The organism is Streptomyces sp. NPDC090127 (assembly GCF_044746945.1).
In the GTDB taxonomy this organism is placed as follows: Bacteria; Actinomycetota; Actinomycetes; order Streptomycetales; family Streptomycetaceae; genus Streptomyces.
The window spans coordinates 339,531-359,447 of the sequence record NZ_JBIVDE010000008.1 but is presented as its reverse complement, the minus strand read 5'-3'; the positions used below and the strand labels follow the sequence as shown (position 1 = coordinate 359,447).

24 protein-coding genes are annotated in these 19,917 nt (G+C 72.0%); 16 read left to right on the top strand and 8 right to left on the bottom strand.

Annotation, left to right across the window (positions count from 1 at the left end):
- Positions 1-153: 153 nt before the first annotated feature.
- Entirely contained in the window at positions 154-1,191 is a 1,038-nt protein-coding gene (locus ACIPPS_RS28375) for a LacI family DNA-binding transcriptional regulator (protein WP_401437614.1), read from the bottom strand.
- A gap of 24 nt (positions 1,192-1,215) precedes the next feature.
- Positions 1,216-2,031 carry a response regulator transcription factor gene (locus ACIPPS_RS28370; protein ID WP_401437611.1) on the bottom strand — a complete coding sequence of 272 codons (816 nt, stop codon included), beginning with the start codon at positions 2,029-2,031 and terminating at the stop codon, positions 1,216-1,218.
- A 286-nt stretch (positions 2,032-2,317) separates the two neighbouring features.
- Here ACIPPS_RS28370 and ACIPPS_RS28365 point away from each other — a divergent pair, with 286 nt between their 5' ends.
- The 6 genes from ACIPPS_RS28365 to ACIPPS_RS28340 all read left to right on the top strand — a co-directional run bounded on the left by ACIPPS_RS28365 (position 2,318) and on the right by ACIPPS_RS28340 (position 7,168).
- Positions 2,318-3,121 (top strand): alpha/beta hydrolase, encoded by an 804-nt coding sequence (locus tag ACIPPS_RS28365; RefSeq protein WP_401437608.1) that lies wholly within the window; start codon positions 2,318-2,320, stop codon positions 3,119-3,121.
- A 45-nt stretch (positions 3,122-3,166) separates the two neighbouring features.
- Positions 3,167-3,421, top strand: a complete 255-nt coding sequence (locus ACIPPS_RS28360) for a MoaD/ThiS family protein (RefSeq protein ID WP_401437605.1) — start codon at positions 3,167-3,169, stop codon at positions 3,419-3,421.
- Between the two features lie 10 nt (positions 3,422-3,431).
- Complete coding sequence (locus tag ACIPPS_RS28355) at positions 3,432-4,682, top strand: hypothetical protein (RefSeq protein WP_401437602.1); 1,251 nt, start codon at positions 3,432-3,434, stop codon at positions 4,680-4,682.
- A 110-nt stretch (positions 4,683-4,792) separates the two neighbouring features.
- Positions 4,793-5,482: a DUF2993 domain-containing protein gene (locus tag ACIPPS_RS28350; protein WP_401437600.1), complete on the top strand. Its 690-nt coding sequence runs from the start codon at positions 4,793-4,795 to the stop codon at positions 5,480-5,482.
- A 523-nt stretch (positions 5,483-6,005) separates the two neighbouring features.
- Positions 6,006-6,845: a sulfurtransferase gene (locus ACIPPS_RS28345; protein ID WP_401437597.1), complete on the top strand. Its 840-nt coding sequence runs from the start codon at positions 6,006-6,008 to the stop codon at positions 6,843-6,845.
- A 35-nt stretch (positions 6,846-6,880) separates the two neighbouring features.
- Positions 6,881-7,168, top strand: coding sequence for a DUF1416 domain-containing protein (locus ACIPPS_RS28340; protein WP_319311238.1), 288 nt, complete (start codon positions 6,881-6,883; stop codon positions 7,166-7,168).
- Between the two features lie 101 nt (positions 7,169-7,269).
- Here ACIPPS_RS28340 and ACIPPS_RS28335 read toward each other — a convergent pair whose 3' ends face one another.
- The gene (locus ACIPPS_RS28335) at positions 7,270-7,455 is read right to left on the bottom strand and encodes a hypothetical protein (protein WP_401437595.1); all 186 of its coding nucleotides are present in this window, start codon (positions 7,453-7,455) and stop codon (positions 7,270-7,272) included.
- A 314-nt stretch (positions 7,456-7,769) separates the two neighbouring features.
- Between ACIPPS_RS28335 and ACIPPS_RS28330 the strand changes: the two genes are divergently transcribed.
- A complete protein-coding gene (locus ACIPPS_RS28330; protein WP_401437592.1) occupies positions 7,770-8,039 on the top strand; it encodes a DUF3099 domain-containing protein in 270 nt (89 codons plus the stop codon).
- A 9-nt stretch (positions 8,040-8,048) separates the two neighbouring features.
- Here ACIPPS_RS28330 and ACIPPS_RS28325 read toward each other — a convergent pair whose 3' ends face one another.
- Complete coding sequence (locus ACIPPS_RS28325) at positions 8,049-8,411, bottom strand: DsrE family protein (protein ID WP_361960357.1); 363 nt, start codon at positions 8,409-8,411, stop codon at positions 8,049-8,051.
- Between the two features lie 104 nt (positions 8,412-8,515).
- Here ACIPPS_RS28325 and ACIPPS_RS28320 point away from each other — a divergent pair, with 104 nt between their 5' ends.
- From ACIPPS_RS28320 to ACIPPS_RS28295, 6 genes are all read left to right on the top strand, one after another.
- Positions 8,516-9,277 (top strand): hypothetical protein, encoded by a 762-nt coding sequence (locus ACIPPS_RS28320; RefSeq protein WP_401437589.1) that lies wholly within the window; start codon positions 8,516-8,518, stop codon positions 9,275-9,277.
- A complete protein-coding gene (locus ACIPPS_RS28315) occupies positions 9,274-10,224 on the top strand; it encodes a hypothetical protein (protein WP_401437587.1) in 951 nt (316 codons plus the stop codon). The genes ACIPPS_RS28320 and ACIPPS_RS28315 overlap by 4 nt, the downstream gene beginning before the upstream one ends.
- The gene (locus ACIPPS_RS28310; protein WP_401437585.1) at positions 10,221-11,222 is read left to right on the top strand and encodes a hypothetical protein; all 1,002 of its coding nucleotides are present in this window, start codon (positions 10,221-10,223) and stop codon (positions 11,220-11,222) included. The genes ACIPPS_RS28315 and ACIPPS_RS28310 overlap by 4 nt, the downstream gene beginning before the upstream one ends.
- 231 nt (positions 11,223-11,453) lie before the next feature.
- Complete coding sequence (locus ACIPPS_RS28305; protein ID WP_401437582.1) at positions 11,454-12,026, top strand: FABP family protein; 573 nt, start codon at positions 11,454-11,456, stop codon at positions 12,024-12,026.
- A 49-nt stretch (positions 12,027-12,075) separates the two neighbouring features.
- Complete coding sequence (locus ACIPPS_RS28300) at positions 12,076-12,513, top strand: Fur family transcriptional regulator (protein ID WP_401437580.1); 438 nt, start codon at positions 12,076-12,078, stop codon at positions 12,511-12,513.
- 10 nt (positions 12,514-12,523) lie between these two features.
- The gene (locus ACIPPS_RS28295; RefSeq protein WP_401437577.1) at positions 12,524-13,504 is read left to right on the top strand and encodes a YgfZ/GcvT domain-containing protein; all 981 of its coding nucleotides are present in this window, start codon (positions 12,524-12,526) and stop codon (positions 13,502-13,504) included.
- A gap of 120 nt (positions 13,505-13,624) precedes the next feature.
- Here the strand turns inward: ACIPPS_RS28295 and dtd are convergent, their stop codons facing one another.
- A complete protein-coding gene (dtd, locus tag ACIPPS_RS28290; protein ID WP_401437574.1) occupies positions 13,625-14,050 on the bottom strand; it encodes a D-aminoacyl-tRNA deacylase in 426 nt (141 codons plus the stop codon).
- A gap of 126 nt (positions 14,051-14,176) precedes the next feature.
- On the opposite strand from dtd, the gene ACIPPS_RS28285 reads away from it, so the two are divergent.
- Together ACIPPS_RS28285 and ACIPPS_RS28280 are read left to right on the top strand one after the other, a co-directional pair.
- Positions 14,177-14,779, top strand: a complete 603-nt coding sequence (locus tag ACIPPS_RS28285; RefSeq protein WP_401437571.1) for an ABC transporter substrate-binding protein — start codon at positions 14,177-14,179, stop codon at positions 14,777-14,779.
- A gap of 71 nt (positions 14,780-14,850) precedes the next feature.
- Complete coding sequence (locus ACIPPS_RS28280) at positions 14,851-16,095, top strand: GNAT family N-acetyltransferase (RefSeq protein WP_401437569.1); 1,245 nt, start codon at positions 14,851-14,853, stop codon at positions 16,093-16,095.
- A 48-nt stretch (positions 16,096-16,143) separates the two neighbouring features.
- On the opposite strand, the gene ACIPPS_RS28275 is transcribed toward ACIPPS_RS28280, so the two are convergent.
- Both ACIPPS_RS28275 and ACIPPS_RS28270 read right to left on the bottom strand, forming a co-directional pair.
- Positions 16,144-16,899 (bottom strand): ABC transporter permease, encoded by a 756-nt coding sequence (locus ACIPPS_RS28275; RefSeq protein WP_401437566.1) that lies wholly within the window; start codon positions 16,897-16,899, stop codon positions 16,144-16,146.
- Positions 16,880-17,827 carry an ATP-binding cassette domain-containing protein gene (locus tag ACIPPS_RS28270; protein WP_401437563.1) on the bottom strand — a complete coding sequence of 316 codons (948 nt, stop codon included), beginning with the start codon at positions 17,825-17,827 and terminating at the stop codon, positions 16,880-16,882. The genes ACIPPS_RS28275 and ACIPPS_RS28270 overlap by 20 nt, the downstream gene beginning before the upstream one ends.
- Positions 17,828-17,953: 126 nt before the next feature.
- Here ACIPPS_RS28270 and ACIPPS_RS28265 point away from each other — a divergent pair, with 126 nt between their 5' ends.
- Positions 17,954-18,769, top strand: coding sequence for a TetR/AcrR family transcriptional regulator (locus ACIPPS_RS28265; protein ID WP_401437561.1), 816 nt, complete (start codon positions 17,954-17,956; stop codon positions 18,767-18,769).
- 217 nt (positions 18,770-18,986) lie between these two features.
- Here ACIPPS_RS28265 and ACIPPS_RS28260 read toward each other — a convergent pair whose 3' ends face one another.
- Entirely contained in the window at positions 18,987-19,913 is a 927-nt protein-coding gene (locus ACIPPS_RS28260) for a LysR family transcriptional regulator (protein WP_401437558.1), read from the bottom strand.
- Between the last annotated feature and the right edge of the window lie 4 nt (positions 19,914-19,917).

The following is a 19,917-nucleotide window of genomic DNA, read 5'->3' as shown; positions in this document are numbered from 1 at the left end:
TATGACTCTCGGAGCCGTAGATGAGAGCACGCTGAGGACGACCTGAGAAGCCCGACAGAACCCTGTATGCCCTAAATAAGGGCGCGGGGAGTCACGCCCTGGAGGGGAGGGCGGGGAGTCACGCCCTGGAGGAGGGCGCGGGGGGTCACGTCCTCATCGGGCGGGTGGAGTCCCGCAGCCGCAGGAGCGGCGGACCACCAGCGCGGAGGGGAACTGCTTCACCCGCTCGCGCTTCGAACCGGCCACCCGCAGCGAGTCGTCGAGGACGAGGTCCACCGCCGCCCGGGCCATCGCCGGGCGGTCCGAGGAGATCGTCGTCAGCGGCGGGTCCGTCAGCGCCGCCTCCTTCACGTCGTCGAAGCCCGCCACCGCGAGCTCCGTCGGCACGTCGATCCGCAGCTCGCGGGCCGCCCGCAGCACGCCGAAGGCCTGGTCGTCCGTCGAGCAGAAGATCGCCGGCGGCCGGTCCGGGCCGGAGAGCAGCTTCAGCGCGACCTGGTACGCGTCGTAGCGGTTGTACGGGGCCTCGAAGAGCCGCCCCTCGACCGACCGGCCGGACTCCAGCATCGCGCGCCGCCAGCCCTCCACGTGGTCCGCGACCGGGTCGCCGACCGCCGGGGTGTTCGGGACGCCGCCCAGGCAGGCCACGTACGGGTGGCCGTGCTCCAGGAGGTGACGGGTGGCGAGCTGTGCGCCGCCGACGTCGTCCGTGACGACGGCGACGTCGTCCAGGGCCTCGGGCCGCTCGTGCAGCAGCACCACGCGCGCGTCCCAGGCCTCGATCTCGCTCGCGGCCCGTTCGCTCATGCCCTGGCTGACCAGGATCAGCCCGGAGACCCGCATCCCGAGGAAGGCGCGGAGGTAGTGGACCTCGCGCTCGTCGCGGTAGTCCGAGTTGCCGACGAGGACCATCTTTCCGCGCTCGGCGGCGGCCTGCTCCACGGCGTGCGCCATCTCGCCGAAGAACGGCTGGCGCGCGTCCGGCACGATCATGCCTATGAGGTCCGTGCGCCGGGACGCCATGGCCTGGGCCACCCGGTCCGGGCGGTACCCCAGCTCCTTGATGGCGGCGAGGACACGCTCGCGCGTGGCCGGGGCGACCGGCCGGGGTCCGTTGTTGATGACGTAACTCACGACCGCGGTCGAAGTACCCGCAAGTCTCGCTACGTCATCCCGCGTCACCTTGGCCACGCGCGGCAGTCTACGCGGGGTGACCTACCTACCGGCAGGTCGCACTGTGGCCTGCGCCACGTTCCTGTCCTCCGAAGGGGTGACCTCCCGCGCGGTGGCCTTGACCCGGGCCTGTTCCTTGGCCCGCGCCTCCTCCTTCGCCCTGGCCTCCTCGGCCGCCCGCTCCACCTTCTCCGGGGTGACGAAGCGGTAGCCGACGTTACGGACGGTGCCGATCAGCGACTCGTGCTCGGGGCCGAGCTTGGCGCGAAGTCGCCGTACGTGGACATCGACCGTACGGGTGCCACCGAAGTAGTCGTACCCCCAGACCTCCTGCAGGAGCTGGGCGCGGGTGAAGACCCGGCCCGGGTGCTGCGCGAGGTACTTCAGGAGCTCGAACTCCTTGAACGTCAGGTCCAGGACCCGGCCCTTGAGCTTGGCGCTGTACGTCGCCTCGTCCACGGAGAGATCGCCGTTGCGGATCTCCATCGGGGAGTCGTCCGAGACGATCTGCTGCCGCCCCATCGCGAGCCGCAGCCGCGCCTCGACCTCGGCCGGACCCGCGGTGTCGAGCAGCACGTCGTCGATGCCCCAGTCGGCGGTGACGGCCGCGAGACCGCCCTCCGTGACGACGAGGATCAGCGGGCAGCCGGGCCCGGTCGAGCGGAGCAGCTGGCAGAGGCTGCGGACCTGCGGGAGATCGCGCCGCCCGTCGATCAGGATGACGTCCGCCCCGGGGGTGTCCACGAGCGCGGGGCCCTCGGCGGGGGCCACCCGCACGTTGTGCAGCAGCAGGCCGAGTGCGGGAAGCACCTCGGTCGACGGCTGGAGGGCGTTGGTGAGGAGCAGCAGAGAACTCATCGCGCCCCTCCCGCAAGCTCTCGGCTGCGCTCGAGCAGGGGAGGCCCCCACCCCCACGGGGTCGACTGCGTCGGTCGGTCGTGCTCGGTTCGCTCGTCCATGACGTCGGTTCCTCCTCGGTCCCTGCGAGGACTGCTGCGGCACTTGCTCACTGCTGCATGACTTGCATCACTGCGGCTCTCGCGCCCTGAGAGCTTTTGTTCATCCGTCCGTAACAACGGACGGAAAACGCAAAAGGACCCGGGGGCTGCGTCGCCCGGATCCTCTGGCAAGCAGAATAGCCCACATGAGTTCCGAGGCAGAGGGCCGATTTCACATCGTGGATGTCTCCTCGACCACATCCGGCTTCCAGCGTGCCACTCTGCTCACCGCCGACGGGGTTCGCATCGAGGCTGTTTACGAACCCTGTACACAGGGCGTCACCGATACGGCCGTCGTCCTGGCCCACGGCTTCACCGGGTCGGCCGACCGGCCCGCCGTCCGCCGCGCCGCCCGGACACTCTCCGCGTACGCCGCCGTCGTCACCTTCTCCTTCCGGGGACACGGCCGATCGGGTGGCCGCTCCACCGTCGGCGACCGGGAGGTCCTCGACCTCGCGGCGGTCGTCCGCTGGGCCCGTGAGCGCGGCCACGCGCGCGTGGTGACCCTCGGCTTCTCCATGGGCGGCTCGATCGTCCTGCGCCACGCCGCCATGGAGCGGGGAACCGGCGCCCACACGGACGCCGTGGCGGCCGTCAGCGCCCCCGCGCGCTGGTACTACCGGGGCACGCCCCCGATGCGCCGCGTCCACTGGGTGATCACCCGCCCCTTCGGGCGCCTGATCGGCCGTTACGGCCTGCGGACCCGGATCGACAACCGCGACTGGGACCCCGTACCGCTCTCGCCCGTCGACGCGGTCCCGATGATCGCGCCGACCCCGCTGCTGATCGTGCACGGCGACCGCGACCCGTACTTCCCCGTCGACCACCCCCGGATGCTGGCCGAGGCCGCCGGGTGCGAGCTGTGGCTGGAGCGCGGCATGGGGCACGCCGAGAACGCGGCGGGCGAGGAGCTGCTGCGCCGTCTGGGGGACTGGCTCACGCGCGGATAGCCCATGATGGACAGCGGCGCGCACACGAACGAAGGGAGCGCCGCTATGGCAGCGGGAACCATCCGCTACTGGGCCGCGGCCAAGGCCGCCGCCGGTGTCGCCGAGGAGCCGTACACCGCCGAGAACCTGGCCGAGGCGCTGGAGGCCGCCCGCGCGAAGCACCCGGGCGAGCTGGTCGGCGTACTCCGGCGGTGTTCGTTCCTCATCGACGGTGACCCCGTCGGGACCCGCGCGCATGAGACCGTACGCCTTGCCGAGGGCGGCACGGTCGAGGTGCTCCCGCCGTTCGCAGGAGGGTGAACCGCACAGCATGAGCAGCGATCAGCAGCAGCCGCACGAGCCGTACGAGCAGCCGTACGACCCGTACGCCGGGCACCAGCAGCAGCCGCCGCAGCAGTACGCGCAGGGGCAGTACGCGCAGGAGTACGGGCAGCCGCAGGAGTACGGGCAGCAGCAGCCGTACGGTGAGCCGCAGTCGTACGGGCAGCAGCAGTCGTACCAGGACCCTCAGGTCACGCAGACCTGGCAGGGCCAGACCTGGGACACGCAGTACCAGCCGGTGGTCCAGCCGGTCGCCGCCGACCTGGCGTACACGCAGCCGCAGCAGCCCGCCACGGCCGGCTACCTGCCGCCGGAGGCCTACGAGGCGCCTGGGGGGCCCGGGACGTCTGCGGGCCCTTCCGCGCCCGCAGCAGCGCCCACAGCGCCCGCGGCCGCCCCCGCCGCCCCCGCCGCCCCTGAGGGCGCCGCCGAGCCGGACGCCGGGCCCGGGTGGTCCTCGCCGACCGTCTCGGGTCACACCCGCCTCACCGACGCCCAGCGCGCGCGGGCCGAGGGCCGGTCGCCGATCATCCCGCCCGGGATCCAGCCGGCCCTGCTGACGGCCGGCCTCGGCGTGCTGCTCGCCGTCGGCGCCGCCCTCGGCTCGTACGGGCTGCTCGTCCCGCTCGTGCTGCTCCAGGCCGTCACCGCCGCAGGCTGGTTCCGGCTCAACGGCATGTGGCCGGCCCGGCAGGGCATCGCCCTCGCCTTCGCCGGCGGCCTGGCCGCCGACGTCGTGCTGCTCGCCGCCGGCCGGGAGAACGCGCCCGCCGCGATCATGGGCACGCTCGGCGTCTGGGTGCTGCTCACCCTCGTCCTCCAGCTGCGCAGCCACGCGGACCCGGACGAGCGGATGTACGGGCTGATGGCGACGGTCGCCTCGGCCGCGCTGACGATCGTCGCCGCCGGGCACCTCGGCGCCGCGCCCGACGCCGTGGTCGTCGGCGGCCTGGCGGTCGCCGCCGCCGCCGTCGCCCGGGCCCTGCCGCTGCCGGGCGCGGTCTCCGTCGTCGTGGCGCTGCTCGCCGCGGCGGGCGCCGGGGTCGCCGCCGGCGCCCTCACCGACCTGGGCGCCTCCGGTGCCCTGCTCGGCCTCGGAGCCGGGGTGGGCGCGCTGGTCGGCCTGCGGGCCGCGAGCTACGACTACCCGTCGCGCTTCGTGCACATGACGGCCGGTGTCGCCCTCCCGCTGACCCTGGCCGCCCCCGCCGTCTACCTCCTCGGACGCGCGCTCGGCTGAGCCCCGGACCGCGTCTTTGGTTCACGCGTTCGGGAACCATCCGGCCCCACGACACGTCGATCTTTCGTGTCGGGGGCCGGATTCTTTTCATGGTGGGGGGCGAGCAGACCGTGCGAGCACTGCGCATCTTGCTGATCGTGGCCGTCGTGCTCGGCGGGATCTTCGTGGGCGTCGACCGTCTGGCGGTCTCGTACGCCGAGACGGAGGCGGCCGACCGGATCCGCCTGGGCGCCGCGCGGGCCGGCTCGACCGAGGTCGACATCAAGGGCTTCCCCTTCCTGACCCAGGTCATGAGCAAGCGGCTCGACGAGGTCGACGTGCGGGTGACCGGCGTCGAGGCCACGGCCGGCGACCGGAAGATCCGGATCAGCGAGATGACCGCCGCCCTGCGCGACGTGACGGTGAACGACGCCTTCACGAGCGCCCGCGCGCGCAGCGCGAGCGGTACGGCCCTCGTCTCGTACGCCGACCTGATGGCGGCCGCCGACCGTGACGTGCAGATCGCCTACGGCGGCGAGGGCAAGGTGAAGGTCACCGGCGGTGTCGAGATCCTCGGCCGTACGGTCACGCGCAGCGTCCTCTCCTCGGTGACCCTGGTCGACGGCGACACGATCCGGGTGCGTGCCGACGCGGTGCCGGGCGAGGGCATACCGGGCGTGGAGTCCCTGATCCGCAAGCGGACGGACTTCGACCGCGAGATCGGCGGCCTGCCGGCCGGCCTGAAGCTGGACAAGGTCGAGGCCCGCCCGGACGGCGTGGCGATCGGTGTGACGGGCACGGACGTGACGCTGGCGGGGTGACGTCGGCCGGTCGGTGCTTCTGACGGGGAGGTCTCGGCCGGGTGGCCGGTCCGGGAGGTCCTGGCCTTCTCCCGACCCGCCCGTGTCCCGACAGGGCTTCTCGCGTCGCTCCGCCACATGCTGAGACGGCCCCGTCCGGACCGTAGAAAAACCAGCCGTCGCCCCCGCTCGCAGGCGGGTCGCGCGGCTCTTCCCCGTGATCGCGTCCCACATCTCGGACGATCGCGTCTCAAAATACGACACACCGGTGACACGGCCGCCTGTCCGTCCCTACGATCGAGGGCATGAAGCGACAGGCGGATCTCACGAAGCGGCGGGCAGTAGACCTGTGCCGCATCGCCGCCATGCTCTGTCGTTCTCTCTGAGCGGGACCCCCGAGTCCCGTATTCCTCGGGCCCTTCGACCTCCGGTCGGGGCCACCCCGTGTAGCCCGTGCGCGGCCCTGACGCGTACCCGCACCACCCCTGCGTGACACCCGCAGCACCGCACCACACCGCCGAACACTGCCCCGGAGGAGAAACAGATGAGCCGCAGCGACGTCCTGGTAGACGCCGACTGGGTCGAGGCGAACCTCGACAACCCGCAGGTTGCCGTCGTCGAGGTCGACGAGGACACCTCGGCGTACGAGAAGAACCACATCCGCAACGCGATCCGGATCGACTGGACCAAGGACCTGCAGGACCCGGTCCGCCGCGACTTCATCGACCAGGAGGGCTTCGAGAAGCTCCTCTCGGCCAAGGGCATCGGGAACGACACCACGGTCGTCCTCTACGGCGGCAACAACAACTGGTTCGCCTCCTACGCGTACTGGTACTTCAAGCTCTACGGCCACCAGGACGTGAAGCTCCTCGACGGCGGCCGCAAGAAGTGGGAGCTCGACTCCCGCGACCTCGTCGCCGAGGTCCCGTCCCGCCCGGCCACCGAGTACAAGGCCAAGGCCCAGGACACCTCCATCCGCGCCTTCCGCGACGACGTCGTCTCCGCGATCGGCGCCCAGAACCTCGTCGACGTACGGTCGCCCGACGAGTTCTCCGGCAAGCTGCTGGCCCCGGCCCACCTCCCGCAGGAGCAGTCGCAGCGCCCCGGCCACGTGCCGAGCGCCCGCAACATCCCGTGGTCGAAGAACGCCAACGACGACGGCACCTTCAAGTCGGACGACGAGCTCAAGGCCCTCTACGAGGACGAGCAGGTCGACCTGGCGAAGGACACCATCGCCTACTGCCGCATCGGTGAGCGCTCCGCGCTGACCTGGTTCGTGCTGCACGAGCTGCTCGGTGTCGAGAACGTCAAGAACTACGACGGCTCGTGGACCGAGTACGGCTCCCTCGTGGGCGTGCCGATCGAGCTCGGCGCCAACAAGTAAGACCCTCCGGACTCTTCGACCGTAAGGACAGCAACATGTGTGGAGCGCAGCCCGGCGGGCCCGACGCCTCGACGATCAAGCCCGGTGAGACCACCATCCAGGGCTTCGTGACCAAGGACGGCGAGCCCGTCACCGGCTACGTCCGTCTCCTGGACTCGACCGGCGAGTTCACGGCCGAGGTCCCGACCTCCGCCACCGGCCAGTTCCGCTTCTACGCGGCCGAGGGCACCTGGACCGTCCGCGCCCTGGTCCCCGGCGGCACCGCCGACCGTCAGGTCGTGGCGCAGCACGGTGGCCTCGCGGAGGTCGCCATCGCGGTCTGATCCACCGCACGTACGCCGGCCGAAGGGCCGCACCTCTCTGGGGGTTGGACGCTTCCTGGAACCCGAGGTGCGGTCCTTCGGTCTTTTTCCCGGCAGACGGCTCAGCCGAAGAGCACCGAGCGCACCTTCAGCCGCTCGGAGGCCTGGCCCCCGGGACGGAGGGTGAAGCTGTCACCCGTGCAGTCGGACTCGGTGAAGACCACGGCCGGCGCGTCCGTGCCGTTGCGCGGGGAGTGCGCCGGCGCCGACGTGTCGGGGTCGGCGACCTCCGGCAGGGCGACGCACACGCCGCCGCTCTCCGGGTCGGACGTTGGTCCGGGAGTTCCGGCCGAGCCGGTCGAGCCGGTCGAGCCGGTCGATCCCGATGTTCCGGCCGACCCGGCGGACCCGGACGTCGGTCACGGGTCGAGCCTGCCTCGCCGACCGGCGTCTCGTCCCTGGTCAGGGTGGGGGAGTCAGCCGAACGGCAGCCGCCGAAACGACCCTCCACGGCAAACGGGTGACGCGCTCCTGCCGGTGTTCCGGCGCCGCGGGCCCGGTGTCCCGCGTCCGGAGCCACGCTCCCGTGGGCACGCGCGCGTCCGCGACTTACGCTGGAGCCATGTTCGCGCGTCGACGGCACGCCTACTTCTGGATGATGGGCATCTGCGTGGTGCTCTTCGTACTGGCCTGGGCCGTCGTGCGCCTGTTCTCGATGCCGGTGGCGATCGGGATGTGCGTCGTCGCCATGGTCATTCCGCCGGTCGCCGCGATGGTCGCGAACCGGCGAGGGCCGGAGGACCGCTGGTGGGACGATCCGTCCGGCGACCCGCAGTCCGACGAGTGGTGGGACGAACTGGACGGCAAGAAGCGCCGCCGCGAGGACCAGTAGCCGCCGGGGTCAGTACACGAGCGCCTGGGTGTCGTCCGTCATGGCCTCCTGGACGAAGACCTGGGCGCCCGCGATGCGGACCCCCTCCAGGACGTCCTTCTCGGTGATCTCGCGGCGGGCCGCGCACTGGGTGCAGAGGGTGATCCGGCCGGCCGCCAGGATCGAGTCGATGAGGTCCGGAAGCGGCGCGGCGTGCGGGAGGTCGAACTCGGCCGCCCGGCCCGGGAGCGCGAACCAGGAGGACTCTCCGGTCAGCCAGAGCGAGACCTCGACCCCGCTGGCGACGGCGACCGCCGCCACGGTGAAGGCCTGGGAGCAGCGTTCGGGGGCGTCGGCCCCGGCGGTCACCTTGATCACGAGCTTCTTCGCCATATACCGAACTGTAATGCGGACCTCTGCAACCTCATGCATCCCTCACGTGTCAGGGGTGTGCGCGGGTAACGGAACCCGTGCTTCAGGTCTCGTGGGGGGACCCTTTGGAAGCCATCGAAGTACCCGTCGACGCGCCGCCGCCGCGGCGCCGTCGCATCGGGCGGGCGGTCGGGCTGATCGCCGTCGCCGCCGTCCTCGGCCTGGTCGGCGGCACCGCCGTCGGCTACGGCATACAGGCGGAGCGCGAGCCGACACCGCTGCCGGCCCTGAACCAGCCCGGCCTCGCCTACCCGAAGCCGCTGCCCGCGGGGCAGAAGCCCGCACCGCTCCCGGTCTCCGAGGACCGCAAGATCAAGACGGACGGCGACCTGCGCAAGCTGCTGGTGCCGAAGCCGGCGGGCGCGAAGAAGCTGGAGGTCGGTGGCTCGGACGGCTGGCTGACCGTGCCGGAGTACGCCGGCGACTTCAACAGCCCCGGTGGCGCGCTCAGCGACCAGCTGGGCTGGGGCGTTCGCCGCATCGCCGGTACGTCGTGGGGGACGGGCCCGTACCGCACCACCACGATCAACCTCGTGCAGTACCGGTCCAACGACCAGCTGGGCGCGCAGGAACACGCCGAGGAGCAGCGGGACTACATGCCCGATGAGGACTACGCCCGCTCCGAGGGCGAGCCGATCAAGGGTTCCGCCAGCGGTCGGTACTACGTCTTCCCGGTTCATCGGGTGGCGGGATACATGGACTTCTATGAGGCCAGGGCGTACTTCCACCGCGGTGACGTCATGGTCGCGATCTTCATCCACGACACCAAGAAGATCTCAGCGGCCGACATCCGTTCGCTGGCCGAGAAGCAGCTGGGGCGCCTGTGAGCGAGGAACTGAGCAACGTGACCGCACCGGAGCCCGAGCCTGTGACCGCACCGGAGCCGGAGCCTGCGACCGTACCGGAGCCCGAGCCTGTGACCGCACCGGAGCCGGAGCCTGCGACCGCACCGGAGCCCGAGACCGTGACCGCGCCCGAGTCGGCGCCCGCGGCCGAGAAGCAGGCGCCTCGCCGCAGGAGCAAGGTGCTGACCGTCGTGCTGCCGGCCGTCCTCGTGCTCGGGGCGATCGGCGGCGGTGTGACGTACACCGGCGTCACCGTCCGCTCCGCCGACCGTAGCGCCGAGACGATCGTCTGGGCGGACGACGAGACGCCGCCCCAGGACGACCCCGCCTCCCGCGAGGCGAACTACGGCAAGGCGTCGACCCCGCTCAGCAAGCTGCTGCTGCCCACGCCCCAGGGATACGTCCTCGGCCCCGACACCGAGTCGTACGGCAACGACGACGAGGTGGGGCCCGCGGAGGCCGCCGCCCTGATGAAGCGGGAGGGCCAAGGGCTCTCCGGCAAGAAGCGCCGGGAGTACGAGAAGCGGGTCGACAAGCTCGGCCTCAAGGGCATCGCGGTCCGCACGTTCGTCTCGGACGACTCCGAGACCGTGGTGTACCTCCGGGTCACGCAGATGAAGGACAAGAAGCAGATCCGGGCGGCCTTCGAGCTGAAGAACGACTTCTTCGAGTTCCTCGAGTTCCCCAAGGGGCCGAAGATCAGCGGCCACAAGAACTCCGCCTGCTTCAAGGCCCCGGAGGTCAGGGGCCTGGACAAGAAGGAGAAGAGCAGGCAGCTCGACCAGGTGGTCTGCTCGGCCTACGACTCCGAGGTCGAGGTCACGATCACGGTCTCGGGCCGCAAGGGCCATCTCGACGAGGAGTCCGAGGTCGCGCAACTGATGAAGAAGCAGTTGGACCACATCACGTCTCCGGGGGAGTACGTATGACGACCGAGCAGCAGACGGAGACCGAGACGGTGCCGCAACAGGCTCCCGCGCCGGTCGCGGAGCAGACGCCCGAACGGCCGGAGCCCACGCCGGAGCCCGTCGCCGCCGAGCCCGTCGCCGAGCCCGCTCCCGAGCCCGTCGCCGAGCCCGCTCCCGAGCCCTTCACGGAGCCCGTCGCCGCGCTCGTCCCGGTGCCCACCGCCGTCCCCACCGCCGAGCTCGTCGCCGGACCGGCGCCGAAGCGGTCCCGTAAGCCGATCCTCTGGGCCGTCGCCCGGTGGACCGCCGCCGTGCTCGTCTGCGGTGGCGTCGGTGCGGGAGCCACGGCCGGGATCACCGCCCTGGAGCGGACCGACGTGCCGGGCCTCGCCACCGAGAGCGACGGGCGGTGGGAGTACCCGAAGATCAGCCTGCCGGCCCTCCCGGCGGGCGTGCCGCAGCCGTACACCCCCGCCAACCCGGGTGAGGTCCACCACGCCGACCTGCGCAAACTCCTGCTGCCCGCGCCGGCGGGCGCCACGGTCGACCCGAAGCTGAACGGTGGCTGGGTCGGCGTCGCCCAGTTCGCGTCCCAGTACCGTGCGGACGACCGGACCGAGCTGACCGAGCCGCTCGCCGAGTCCGCGCTGCGGCACATCGCCGCCCGGGGCTGGACCATGCCGGACGGCACCACGACCCGGATCCACCTGCTCCGGTTCAACTCGGTGGCCTTCGCGGAGGCGTTCCGGGACGACGCGCTGAAGGGGAGCGCGGTCGACGGCCCGCTCCTCGACGGGGTCGAAGGGGTGGAGATCGACGGCGACCTGCCCCTGGAGGTGGAGGTGCCCAACACCGACCTGTACGCCTACGTGGAGCTCCCCCAGAACGCCGACCAGACCCGCTGGGCGTACATCCAGGCCGGCGACACCCTCGCGGTGATCACCCAGACCCGTAAGGGCGAGGCGCTCGCCGTGCCGTTCCAGCAGACCGTCGCGCTGCAGAACCAGCTCCTGGGCTGATCCGAGGGCGGTAGCAGAGCCTCGCAGAGAGGGCCGGGTCCCCGCAGACTAAGCTGGGGTCCGGCCCGTTCTGCCTTCACGCTCATCCGAGGAGCACCCGTGATCATCTTCTTCGAAGTCCTCCTGGCCCTGGTCTGTGTTGCCGTGCTCGCGTTCACCGGTCTGGCCGTGAAGAAGCTGTACCAGGGCCAGCGCTGACCACCCCACGTCTACGGAACGACAGAGCTGCTCATGATCGAGATCCCGTCCGACCTCAATCCGGACCTCGTCCCCCTCGCGTTCCTCCTCGGAACGTGGGAAGGCGCGGGCGTGGCCGACTTCCCCGGTGCGGAGAAGTGCAACTTCGGTCAGTCCGTGACCTTCAGCCACGACGGCCGTGACTTCCTCGAGTACCACTCGCACTCCTGGGTCCTCGACGGCGACGGCAACCAGGTCCGTCCGCTGGAGAGCGAGAGCGGCTACTGGCGGATCGACAAGGACCGCAAGGTCGAGACCGTCATGGTCCGCGACCAGGGCATCGTCGAGATCTGGTACGGCGAGCTCGCCGACAAGAAGCCGCAGATCGACCTGGTCACCGACGCCGTCGCCCGCACCGCGGCCTCCGGGCCCTACAGCGGTGGCAAGCGGCTCTACGGCTACGTCAAGGGCGACCTGATGTGGGTCGGCGAGAAGGCGACCCCCGAGGTCCCGCTGCGCCCGTACATGTCGGCGCATCTGAAGAAGGTCGTCACGCCCGAGGAGGTCGCGGAGATGGCCCGTGGCCTGGGCGATCTGCCGGACGACGGCATCGCCTTCTTCAAGTAGAGCCTCCGGGCCACAGCCGGGTGCGGCCACGCCCTTCTACACTGGGGGCGTGGTGAGCACCGACTGGAAGAGCGACCTGCGGCAGCGCGGCTACCGGCTGACGCCTCAGCGCCAGCTTGTCCTGGAGGCCGTGGACACCCTGGAACACGCGACGCCCGACGACATCCTGGGCGAGGTCCGCAGGACGGCCTCCGGTGTGAACATCTCCACCGTGTACCGGACCCTGGAGCTCCTGGAGGAGCTCGGTCTCGTCTCCCACGCCCACCTCGGGCACGGGGCGCCGACGTACCACCTCGCCGACCGGCACCACCACCTGCACCTGGTCTGCCGGGACTGTACGGACGTCATCGAGGCGGACGTGGAGGTGGCGGCGGAGTTCACCGGGAAGCTGCGGGAGACCTTCGGCTTCGAGACGGACATGAAGCACTTCGCGATCTTCGGCCGCTGCAAGGACTGCTCCTCCAAGGACACCGGCACGCAGTCGTAGGCTTGCCCCTATGCAGCGACATTCAACGACCAGCCCTCTGCTGTCCCTGCCCGGCGCGGTCCCCGCGGAAGGCCGTGACGAAGGCGTCGCCGCGCACTACGGCGACCTGTTCCGCGAGCAGCGCGCCCTCGCCGCCGGTGACGGCTTCGTCGACCTCTCGCACCGCGGTGTCGTCGCCGTCTCCGGTGACGACCGGCTGAGCTGGCTGCACCTGCTGCTCACCCAGCACGTCAGCGATCTGCCGACCGGCGCGGCGACCGAGGCGCTGATCCTCTCGGCGAACGGCCACATCGAGCACGCGCTCTACCTCGTCGACGACGGCGAGACGGTCTGGGCGCACGTCGAGCCCGGCACGCGGGAGGAGCTCATCGCGTATCTGGAGTCGATGAAGTTCTTCTACCGGGTCGAGGTCGCCGACCGTACGGACGACGTCGCCGTCGTCCATCTGCCGGCCGGCTCCATCGCCGAGGTGCCGGAGGGCGTCGTCGTACGGGAGACCCCGCACGGCCGCGACCTGTTCCTGCCCCGCGCGGACCTGGAGTCCTTCGCGGGTACGCACGGGCCGGCCGCCGGGATCCTCGCGTACGAGGCGCTGCGCGTCGAGACGCACCGGCCGCGGCTCGGCTTCGAGACCGACCACCGGACCATCCCGCACGAGCTGGGCTGGATCGGCAGCGCGGTGCATCTGCAGAAGGGCTGCTACCGCGGTCAGGAGACCGTCGCGCGCGTCCACAACCTGGGGAAGCCGCCGCGCCGCCTCGTCTTCCTGCACCTGGACGGCAGCGAGGTGCACCTGCCGGGCCACGGCACCCCGATCCGGCTCGCTGCGGACGGTGCCGAGGGGCGCCAGCTCGGCTTCATCACCACCTCGGCCCGCCACCACGAGCTGGGGCCGATCGCGCTGGCGGTGGTGAAGCGGAACGTGCCGGTGGACGCGGAGCTGATGGCGGGGGACACCGCCGCCGCGCAGGAGACGGTGGTCGAGCCGTAGGGGGCTGTAGGAGCTGTAGGAGCTGTAGGAGCCGTGGGAGCCGGGGAGGCCGTGGGAGCCGTAGGAGGACTACTGTTCCATAGGACGGACACTGCTCCAGCGGACTGCTTCACCGGGCCGCTACACCTCCACGAGCACCGTGAACGGGCCGTGATTCGTGAGCGAGACGCGCATGTCCGCTCCGAACCGGCCCGCCTCCACGTGCGCGCCCAGCTCCCGCAACCGCGCCACCACCTCGTCGACGAGCGGCTCGGCGACCGGGCCGGGCGCGGCGGCGTTCCAGGTGGGCCTGCGGCCCTTGCGGGCGTCCCCGTAGAGGGTGAACTGCGAAATCACCAACAAGGGCGCATTGGTGTCCGAACAGGATTTCTCACCCTCCAGAATCCGGACGGACCACAGCTTTCGGGCAAGCTGCGCCGCCTTCTCCGGGGTGTCGTCGTGGGTGACTCCCACCAGCACACACAGCCCTTCACCGACGATCTCGCCGACGGTCTCGCCTGCGACGACGACGCTCGCGCCGTCCACTCTCTGCACCACTGCACGCATACAGACCAACCTACCGACCGGCGCATAGGGGCTGAACGGGTGCAGAGCGCCTGCACACGCACGTGCGGGAGTGGCACCATGCCTGTCAGGCGGTGCGCTTCCGCACCGGTCGAGGGGACGATTCACATGAGTGCACCTGGCGCCGGGCAGACGCCGGCCCGATTCGGTTCCGGAGTGGGCGTACGTCCGCCCGTGCAGCGGACGGCCGAGCCCGCGCTGTCGGCGCGGGCCCGCCCGGACCTGGCCGCGCTGCGGCTGCCGGAGCTGCGCGCGCTGCGCCGTGACGCGCAGGGCGACGAGGCGGACCTCAGCTACGTACGGCGGATGCTGCAGGGCCGTATCGACATTCTGCGGGCGGAGCTGGCCCGGCGGACCGACCCGGAGTCGCCGGTCCTGGACCGGGAGTCGCCCGTCCTCGACCGGCTGTCGGAGATCCTCGCGGACGCGCCCTCGCGGCGCGGTTCGTCGGCGCGGCACGTGACGCTGTCGACGCCCCGGAGCGAGGAGTTCCGGCGGCTCGCGGCGGAGATGCTCTCGGAGGTCGAGCTGTCCGACCTCGGGGCGCGCACGGACGAGGAGTTGCACACGGCGATGGGCCGGCTGGCGGGGTACGAGCAGCAGGTCTCGCGCCGCCGCCAGGAGCTCCAGCGGACGGCCGACGACTGCAGCGCGGAGATCGCCCGCCGCTACCGCGAGGGCGAGGCCCAGGTCGACGACCTGCTGGCGTGAGCGGGTCCGTCCGGCCCCCCCCCGGAAAACTGGGGTGCGGGCGGTCGGGTGGCCGTCCTAGCCTCGTCGGCATGAGTCTTGAGGTGCGCCCCGTGGACGAGGCCGAGTTGGGCGAGTGGCTGCGTGCGGTCAGGACCGGTTTCCTCCGGCCGCCCGTCGTCACCGACGAGGAGATCGAGCAGCGGCGCTCGCACCTCGACCTCTCCCGGACCCTCGGTGTCTTCGACCGGGGCCGGGTCGTCGCCACCTTCCGTACGTTCACGCAGGAGCTGTCCACCGTCGGCGGCGGCTCGCTCGTCGCCGACGCCGTCACCCAGGTGACCGTCTCGCCGTCCCATCGCAGGCGCGGGGTGCTCAGCCGTGTGATGGCGGGCGACCTCGCCGCCGCGAAGGAGCGGGGCGACGCCGTCGCGTCGCTGATCGCCGCCGAGTACCCGATCTACGGGCGGTACGGCTTCGGCCCCGCCGCCTGGACCACCGAATGGTCCGTCGACGTCACCCGCGCCGGGCTCGACCCGCGCCGCACCGGGCAGCCCGAGGACGGCGGCTCGATCGAGCTCTCCGACGGCGCCGAGATCCGCAAGATCGGCCCGGAGGTGCACCGCCGCATGGCCCGCGTGCGGGCCGGCGTGCCGAACCGCGCCGCCCGGGAGTGGGAGCGCGGCACCGGCCTCGGTCACCAGACCGACCCCTGGATCGAGCCGTTCTACGCGGTGTACCGCTCCGCGTCCGGTGACGTCCAGGGCTTCGTCGCGTACCGCAGCGACGACAAGTGGGACGACGCCAAGCGGCCGGTCAACACCGCCACCGTCGGGGATCTGATCGCCTGCACCCCGGCCGCCGAACGCGCGCTCTGGCGGTACCTGTGCTCCCTCGACTGGGTGACCACGGTCCGCTCCGGACTGCGCGCCCCCGACGACGTCCTCCCGCTGCTGCTCCCCGACCCGCGCGCCGCCCGGGTGGTCAGCAACGCCGACATGCTGTGGGTCCGGGTCCTGGACGTCGCCAAGGTCCTGACCGGGCGTACGTACGCGAGTTCCGGCCGCCTCGTCCTGGAGGTGCGGGACACCGCCGGGCTGGTCGGTGGGCGCTACCGGCTGGACGCCTCGCCGGAGGGGGCGAAGTGCTCCCGTACCACAGCGTCCGCCGATCTCGCCCTGGACGTCGCCGAGTTGGGCACGCTCTCGCTCGGCGACGAGTCGGTCGTGCGGCTCGTGGAGCTGGGCCGGGTCGAGGAGCTCACAGCGGGCGCGGCCGTCCGCGCGGACGTGCTGCTGCGGGCCGCGCGCCGGCCGTGGTGCCCGGACGTCTTCTGACGCCCGCCTCGCCTCGCCCCGCCTCGCCCCGCCTCGCCTCACCTCGCCTCACCGTGTCCGGAGCCGGAAGAGGGCTCCGGACGCGGCGACCGCCACCGCCAGGATGCCCGCGCACCAGGCGAGTGCGATCCAGGGCGTGTCGCCGACGGGCTGGTCGAGCAGCAGGCCGCGCATCGACTCGATGAGCGGGGTGACGGGCTGGTGTTCGGCGAAGCCGTGGAGCCAGCTCGGCATGGTCTCGATGGGGACGAACGCGCTGCTCGGGTAGGGCAGGAACATCATGAAGAAGGTGATCCCGCCCGCCGCCTCGGGCGTGCGGGTGAGCAGTCCGAGCGCCGCCGCGAACCAGGAGATGGCGGTGATGAAGGCGATGAGCAGCCCGAGCGCGGCGAGCCAGCCGAGCGGGGTCGCGGTGGGCCGGAAGCCGATGGCGAAGGCCACGCAGAGGACGAGCGTGGTGGCGACCAGGTTGCGGGCGACGCTGGCGCCGACGTGGCCGGCCAGGATCGGCGTACCGCCGATGTCGAGCGAGCGGAACCGGTCGACGATCCCGCCCTTCATGTCCTCGCTGACCCCGACGGCGGTCCCGGCGGAGCCGAAGCCGGAGCAGAGGATGAGGACGCCGGGGACGACGTACGTCACGTAGGCCGTGCCGGTGTCGATCGCCCCGCCGAAGAAGTAGACGAAGACCAGCATCAGGATGATCGGCAGCATCATCGAGGTGATGACGGCGTCGATGTTGCGGCGGCCGAGGCGGAGTCCGCGGCCGGTCATCGTGAGGGCGTCAGACACGGGCGTCGACATGGACGGGCTCCTTCTCCGTGAGGGCGAGGAAGACGTCGTCGAGCGTCGCCGTGCGCAGCGCGAAGCGGACGATGTCGGTGCGGTGGGGGTCGAGTTCGTCGAGGAGCGCCCGGACCTGGGCGGCGGTGCCGTCGGTGGCGACGCCGAGGGTGAGCGTCTCGGGCTCGTGGTGGACGGCCCGGCCGGAGAGCCGGAGGTAGGCGTCCCGGTCGCGCAGGGCGAGGTCGAGGCGGTGGTCGGCGAAGCGGGCCTTGAGCGTCTGCGCGGTGCCCTCGGCGACGACCCGCCCGGCGTCCATGACGGCGATGCGGTCGGCGAGCCGGTCGGCCTCCTCCAGGTACTGGGTGGTGAGGAAGACCGTCGTTCCGCCGTCGCGGAGGGCGCGGACGATCTCCCAGAGCTCCTTGCGGCTGCGCGGGTCGAGGCCCGTGGTGGGCTCGTCGAGGAAGATCACCTCGGTGTCGCCGGGGTCGCGGACGAGTCCGGCGGCGAGGTCGAGGCGGCGCCGCATGCCGCCGGAGTACGTCCGGGCGAGGCGCCAGCCGGCGTCGGAGAGGCCGAAGCGCTCCAGGAGCTCGGCGGCGCGCCGGTCGGCGGCCGGGCGGGAGAGTCCGGAGAGCCGGGCCATCATGCGCAGGTTCTCGGCTCCGGTCTGCATCTCGTCGACGGCGGCGAACTGGCCGGTGAGGCTGATGGCGCGGCGCACCCGGGACCGCTCGGCGGCGATGTCGTACCCGGCCACGCACGCGTGCCCGGCGTCCGGCTCGGTGAGGGTGGCCAGGATGCGGACGGTGGTGGTCTTGCCGGCGCCGTTGGGGCCGAGCAGGGCGAAGACGGTGCCCTGGTCGACCCGGAGGTCGAGGGAGTCGAGGACGGGGACGGGGCCGTAGGCCTTGCGCAGGCCGGTGGCTTCGATGGCCGGAGACATGGCTGTGCTCCTCGGGAGAAGAGACGGGAGACGTGTGCACGCGTACTGCGTATGCCTTACGCGTTACTGTGTAAGGGTTACGCATTACTAGGATGGCCGTCAAGCGAGCGGAGAAGGGCGGTTGCGGTGGCGGACCGGAAGAGTGGCGACGGCGGCGAGGGCTCCGGAGGCAAGGACGGTGCGGGCGCCGCCGGGGGCGGTGGGGGTTTTCTGCCGCCCGGCATCGAGGCCGCCTGGGGGCTGCGGGAGCGCCCCTCGAAGGGCCCCAAGCCCGGGCTCACCCTCGACCGGATCGTGACGACGGCCATCGGCGTCGCCTCGGCGGAGGGCCTCGACGCGCTCTCCATGGGGCGGATCGCCAAGGAGCTCGGCGTCTCGACCATGTCCCTCTACCGCTACGTCGGAGCCAAGAGCGAGCTGTACGTCCTCATGCAGGACGCGGCCACCGGCCCGCCGCCCGCCCCGCTGCGCGCCGGCACGGACTGGCGCGAGGCGATCGAGCACTGGGCCGCGTCGATCCGCGAGGTCTACCACCGCAACCTCTGGATCCTCCGTGCCCCGCTCTCCGGCCCTCCCTCCACGCCGAACGCCGTCGCGTGGTGGGAGCGCGCCATGGCCGCACTGGAGGGCACCGGCCTCGACGAGGGGACCAAGGTCTCCGTGGTCATGCTGGTCGGCGGCTTCGTTCGCAACGAGGCGCTGATGATGGCCGACATCAGCGCCGTCGTCGGCGCCACCGGGCAGAGCCCCGAGGAGGTGCTCTCCCGCTACGGCCACACCCTCCGCCGGCTGGCCGACCCGGACCGCTTCCCGGCGGTGGCGCGCATGCTGGACGCGGGTGTGATGGACGAGGCCGACGAACCGGACTACGAGTTCCGGTTCGGCCTCGCGCGGATCCTCGACGGCGTCGCGCTGCTCGTGGAGGGGCGGGGGTCACGGTGAGCGGGTCTGCGTGAGAGGGCGGAGGGGCGGACGGAGGGGCGGACGGAGGCGCGGGCGGGGTAACGGGCCCGGTGGGCGGTGGTCGGCGGTGGTGGACCTCGCCCCGGGCGTCAAGATCATCAAGGGGCAGGCTTCTGCATGCCGCCGGAGGCGGCCTCGGGGCAGCGTCCTACGGAAAGGGCTGCGTGACGGCCCTGGGGGCGGGTTGCGGCGCGGGCTACGGGGCGGCCTTTGCGGTGGGCCGTGGCGCGGGCCTGGTCGCCGAGGTTGCGGACCAGGCCTCCTGAAGCGCCGTCAGGAGGCCCCGTACGGGGGGCAGGGCGAGCGAGGACTCCCGTACCGCCGCGTGGATCGAACGGACCGGCTCCGGGCCCCGGAGCCGGCGGACGACCACGTTCGGGTGGCGACTGCCCAAGCCCATCAGCGGGACCAGGCTGATGCCGAGCCCCGCCGCGACGAAACCCTGGGCGGTCGCGTACTCCTCGCACTCCACCGCGATGTCCGGCGAGAACCCGGCCGCCGCACACGCCTCCAGGACGGCGTCGAGGCAGGGGCCGGGCCGCTCGCTCCCCACCCACGGCTCGTCGGCCAGTTCGGTCAGGTCGACGAGCCTGCGGTCGGCGAGCCGATGACCCTTGGGGAGCACCGCGCGGTACGGGTCGTCGGCGAGGTGGACCAGCCGTAGACCCTCCCCGACCCGCGCGCCCCGCCCCCGTACGACCAGCGTGACATCGGCCTCCGGGTCGGGCCGCGCCCCTTCGGCGATCCTCAGGTCCACCCGTACGCCCGGGTGCTCGGAGCGGAAGCGGGCCAGGGCGGGGGCGACGAGGTCGGCGCCTGCCGTGGCGAAGTACCGCACGGCCACCTGGCCGGTGCGTCCGGCCCGCAGGTCGGCGAGGGCGGTCTCGGCCTCGGCGACCTGGCGGCCGATCAGGGCCGCGTGCTCGGTGAGCAGCAGCCCGGCGGCGGTGGGCCGCACGCCCCGGCCGAACCGTTCGAGCAGCGCGATGCCGGCCTCCTTCTCCAGGGCGGCGATCTGCTGGCTCACGGCGGAGGGCGTGTAGCCGAGGTTCGCGGCGGCGGCGGTGACGGAGCCACTGGTGACGACGGCCCGGAGCACCTGCATACGTCTCACATCCAGCATGTAG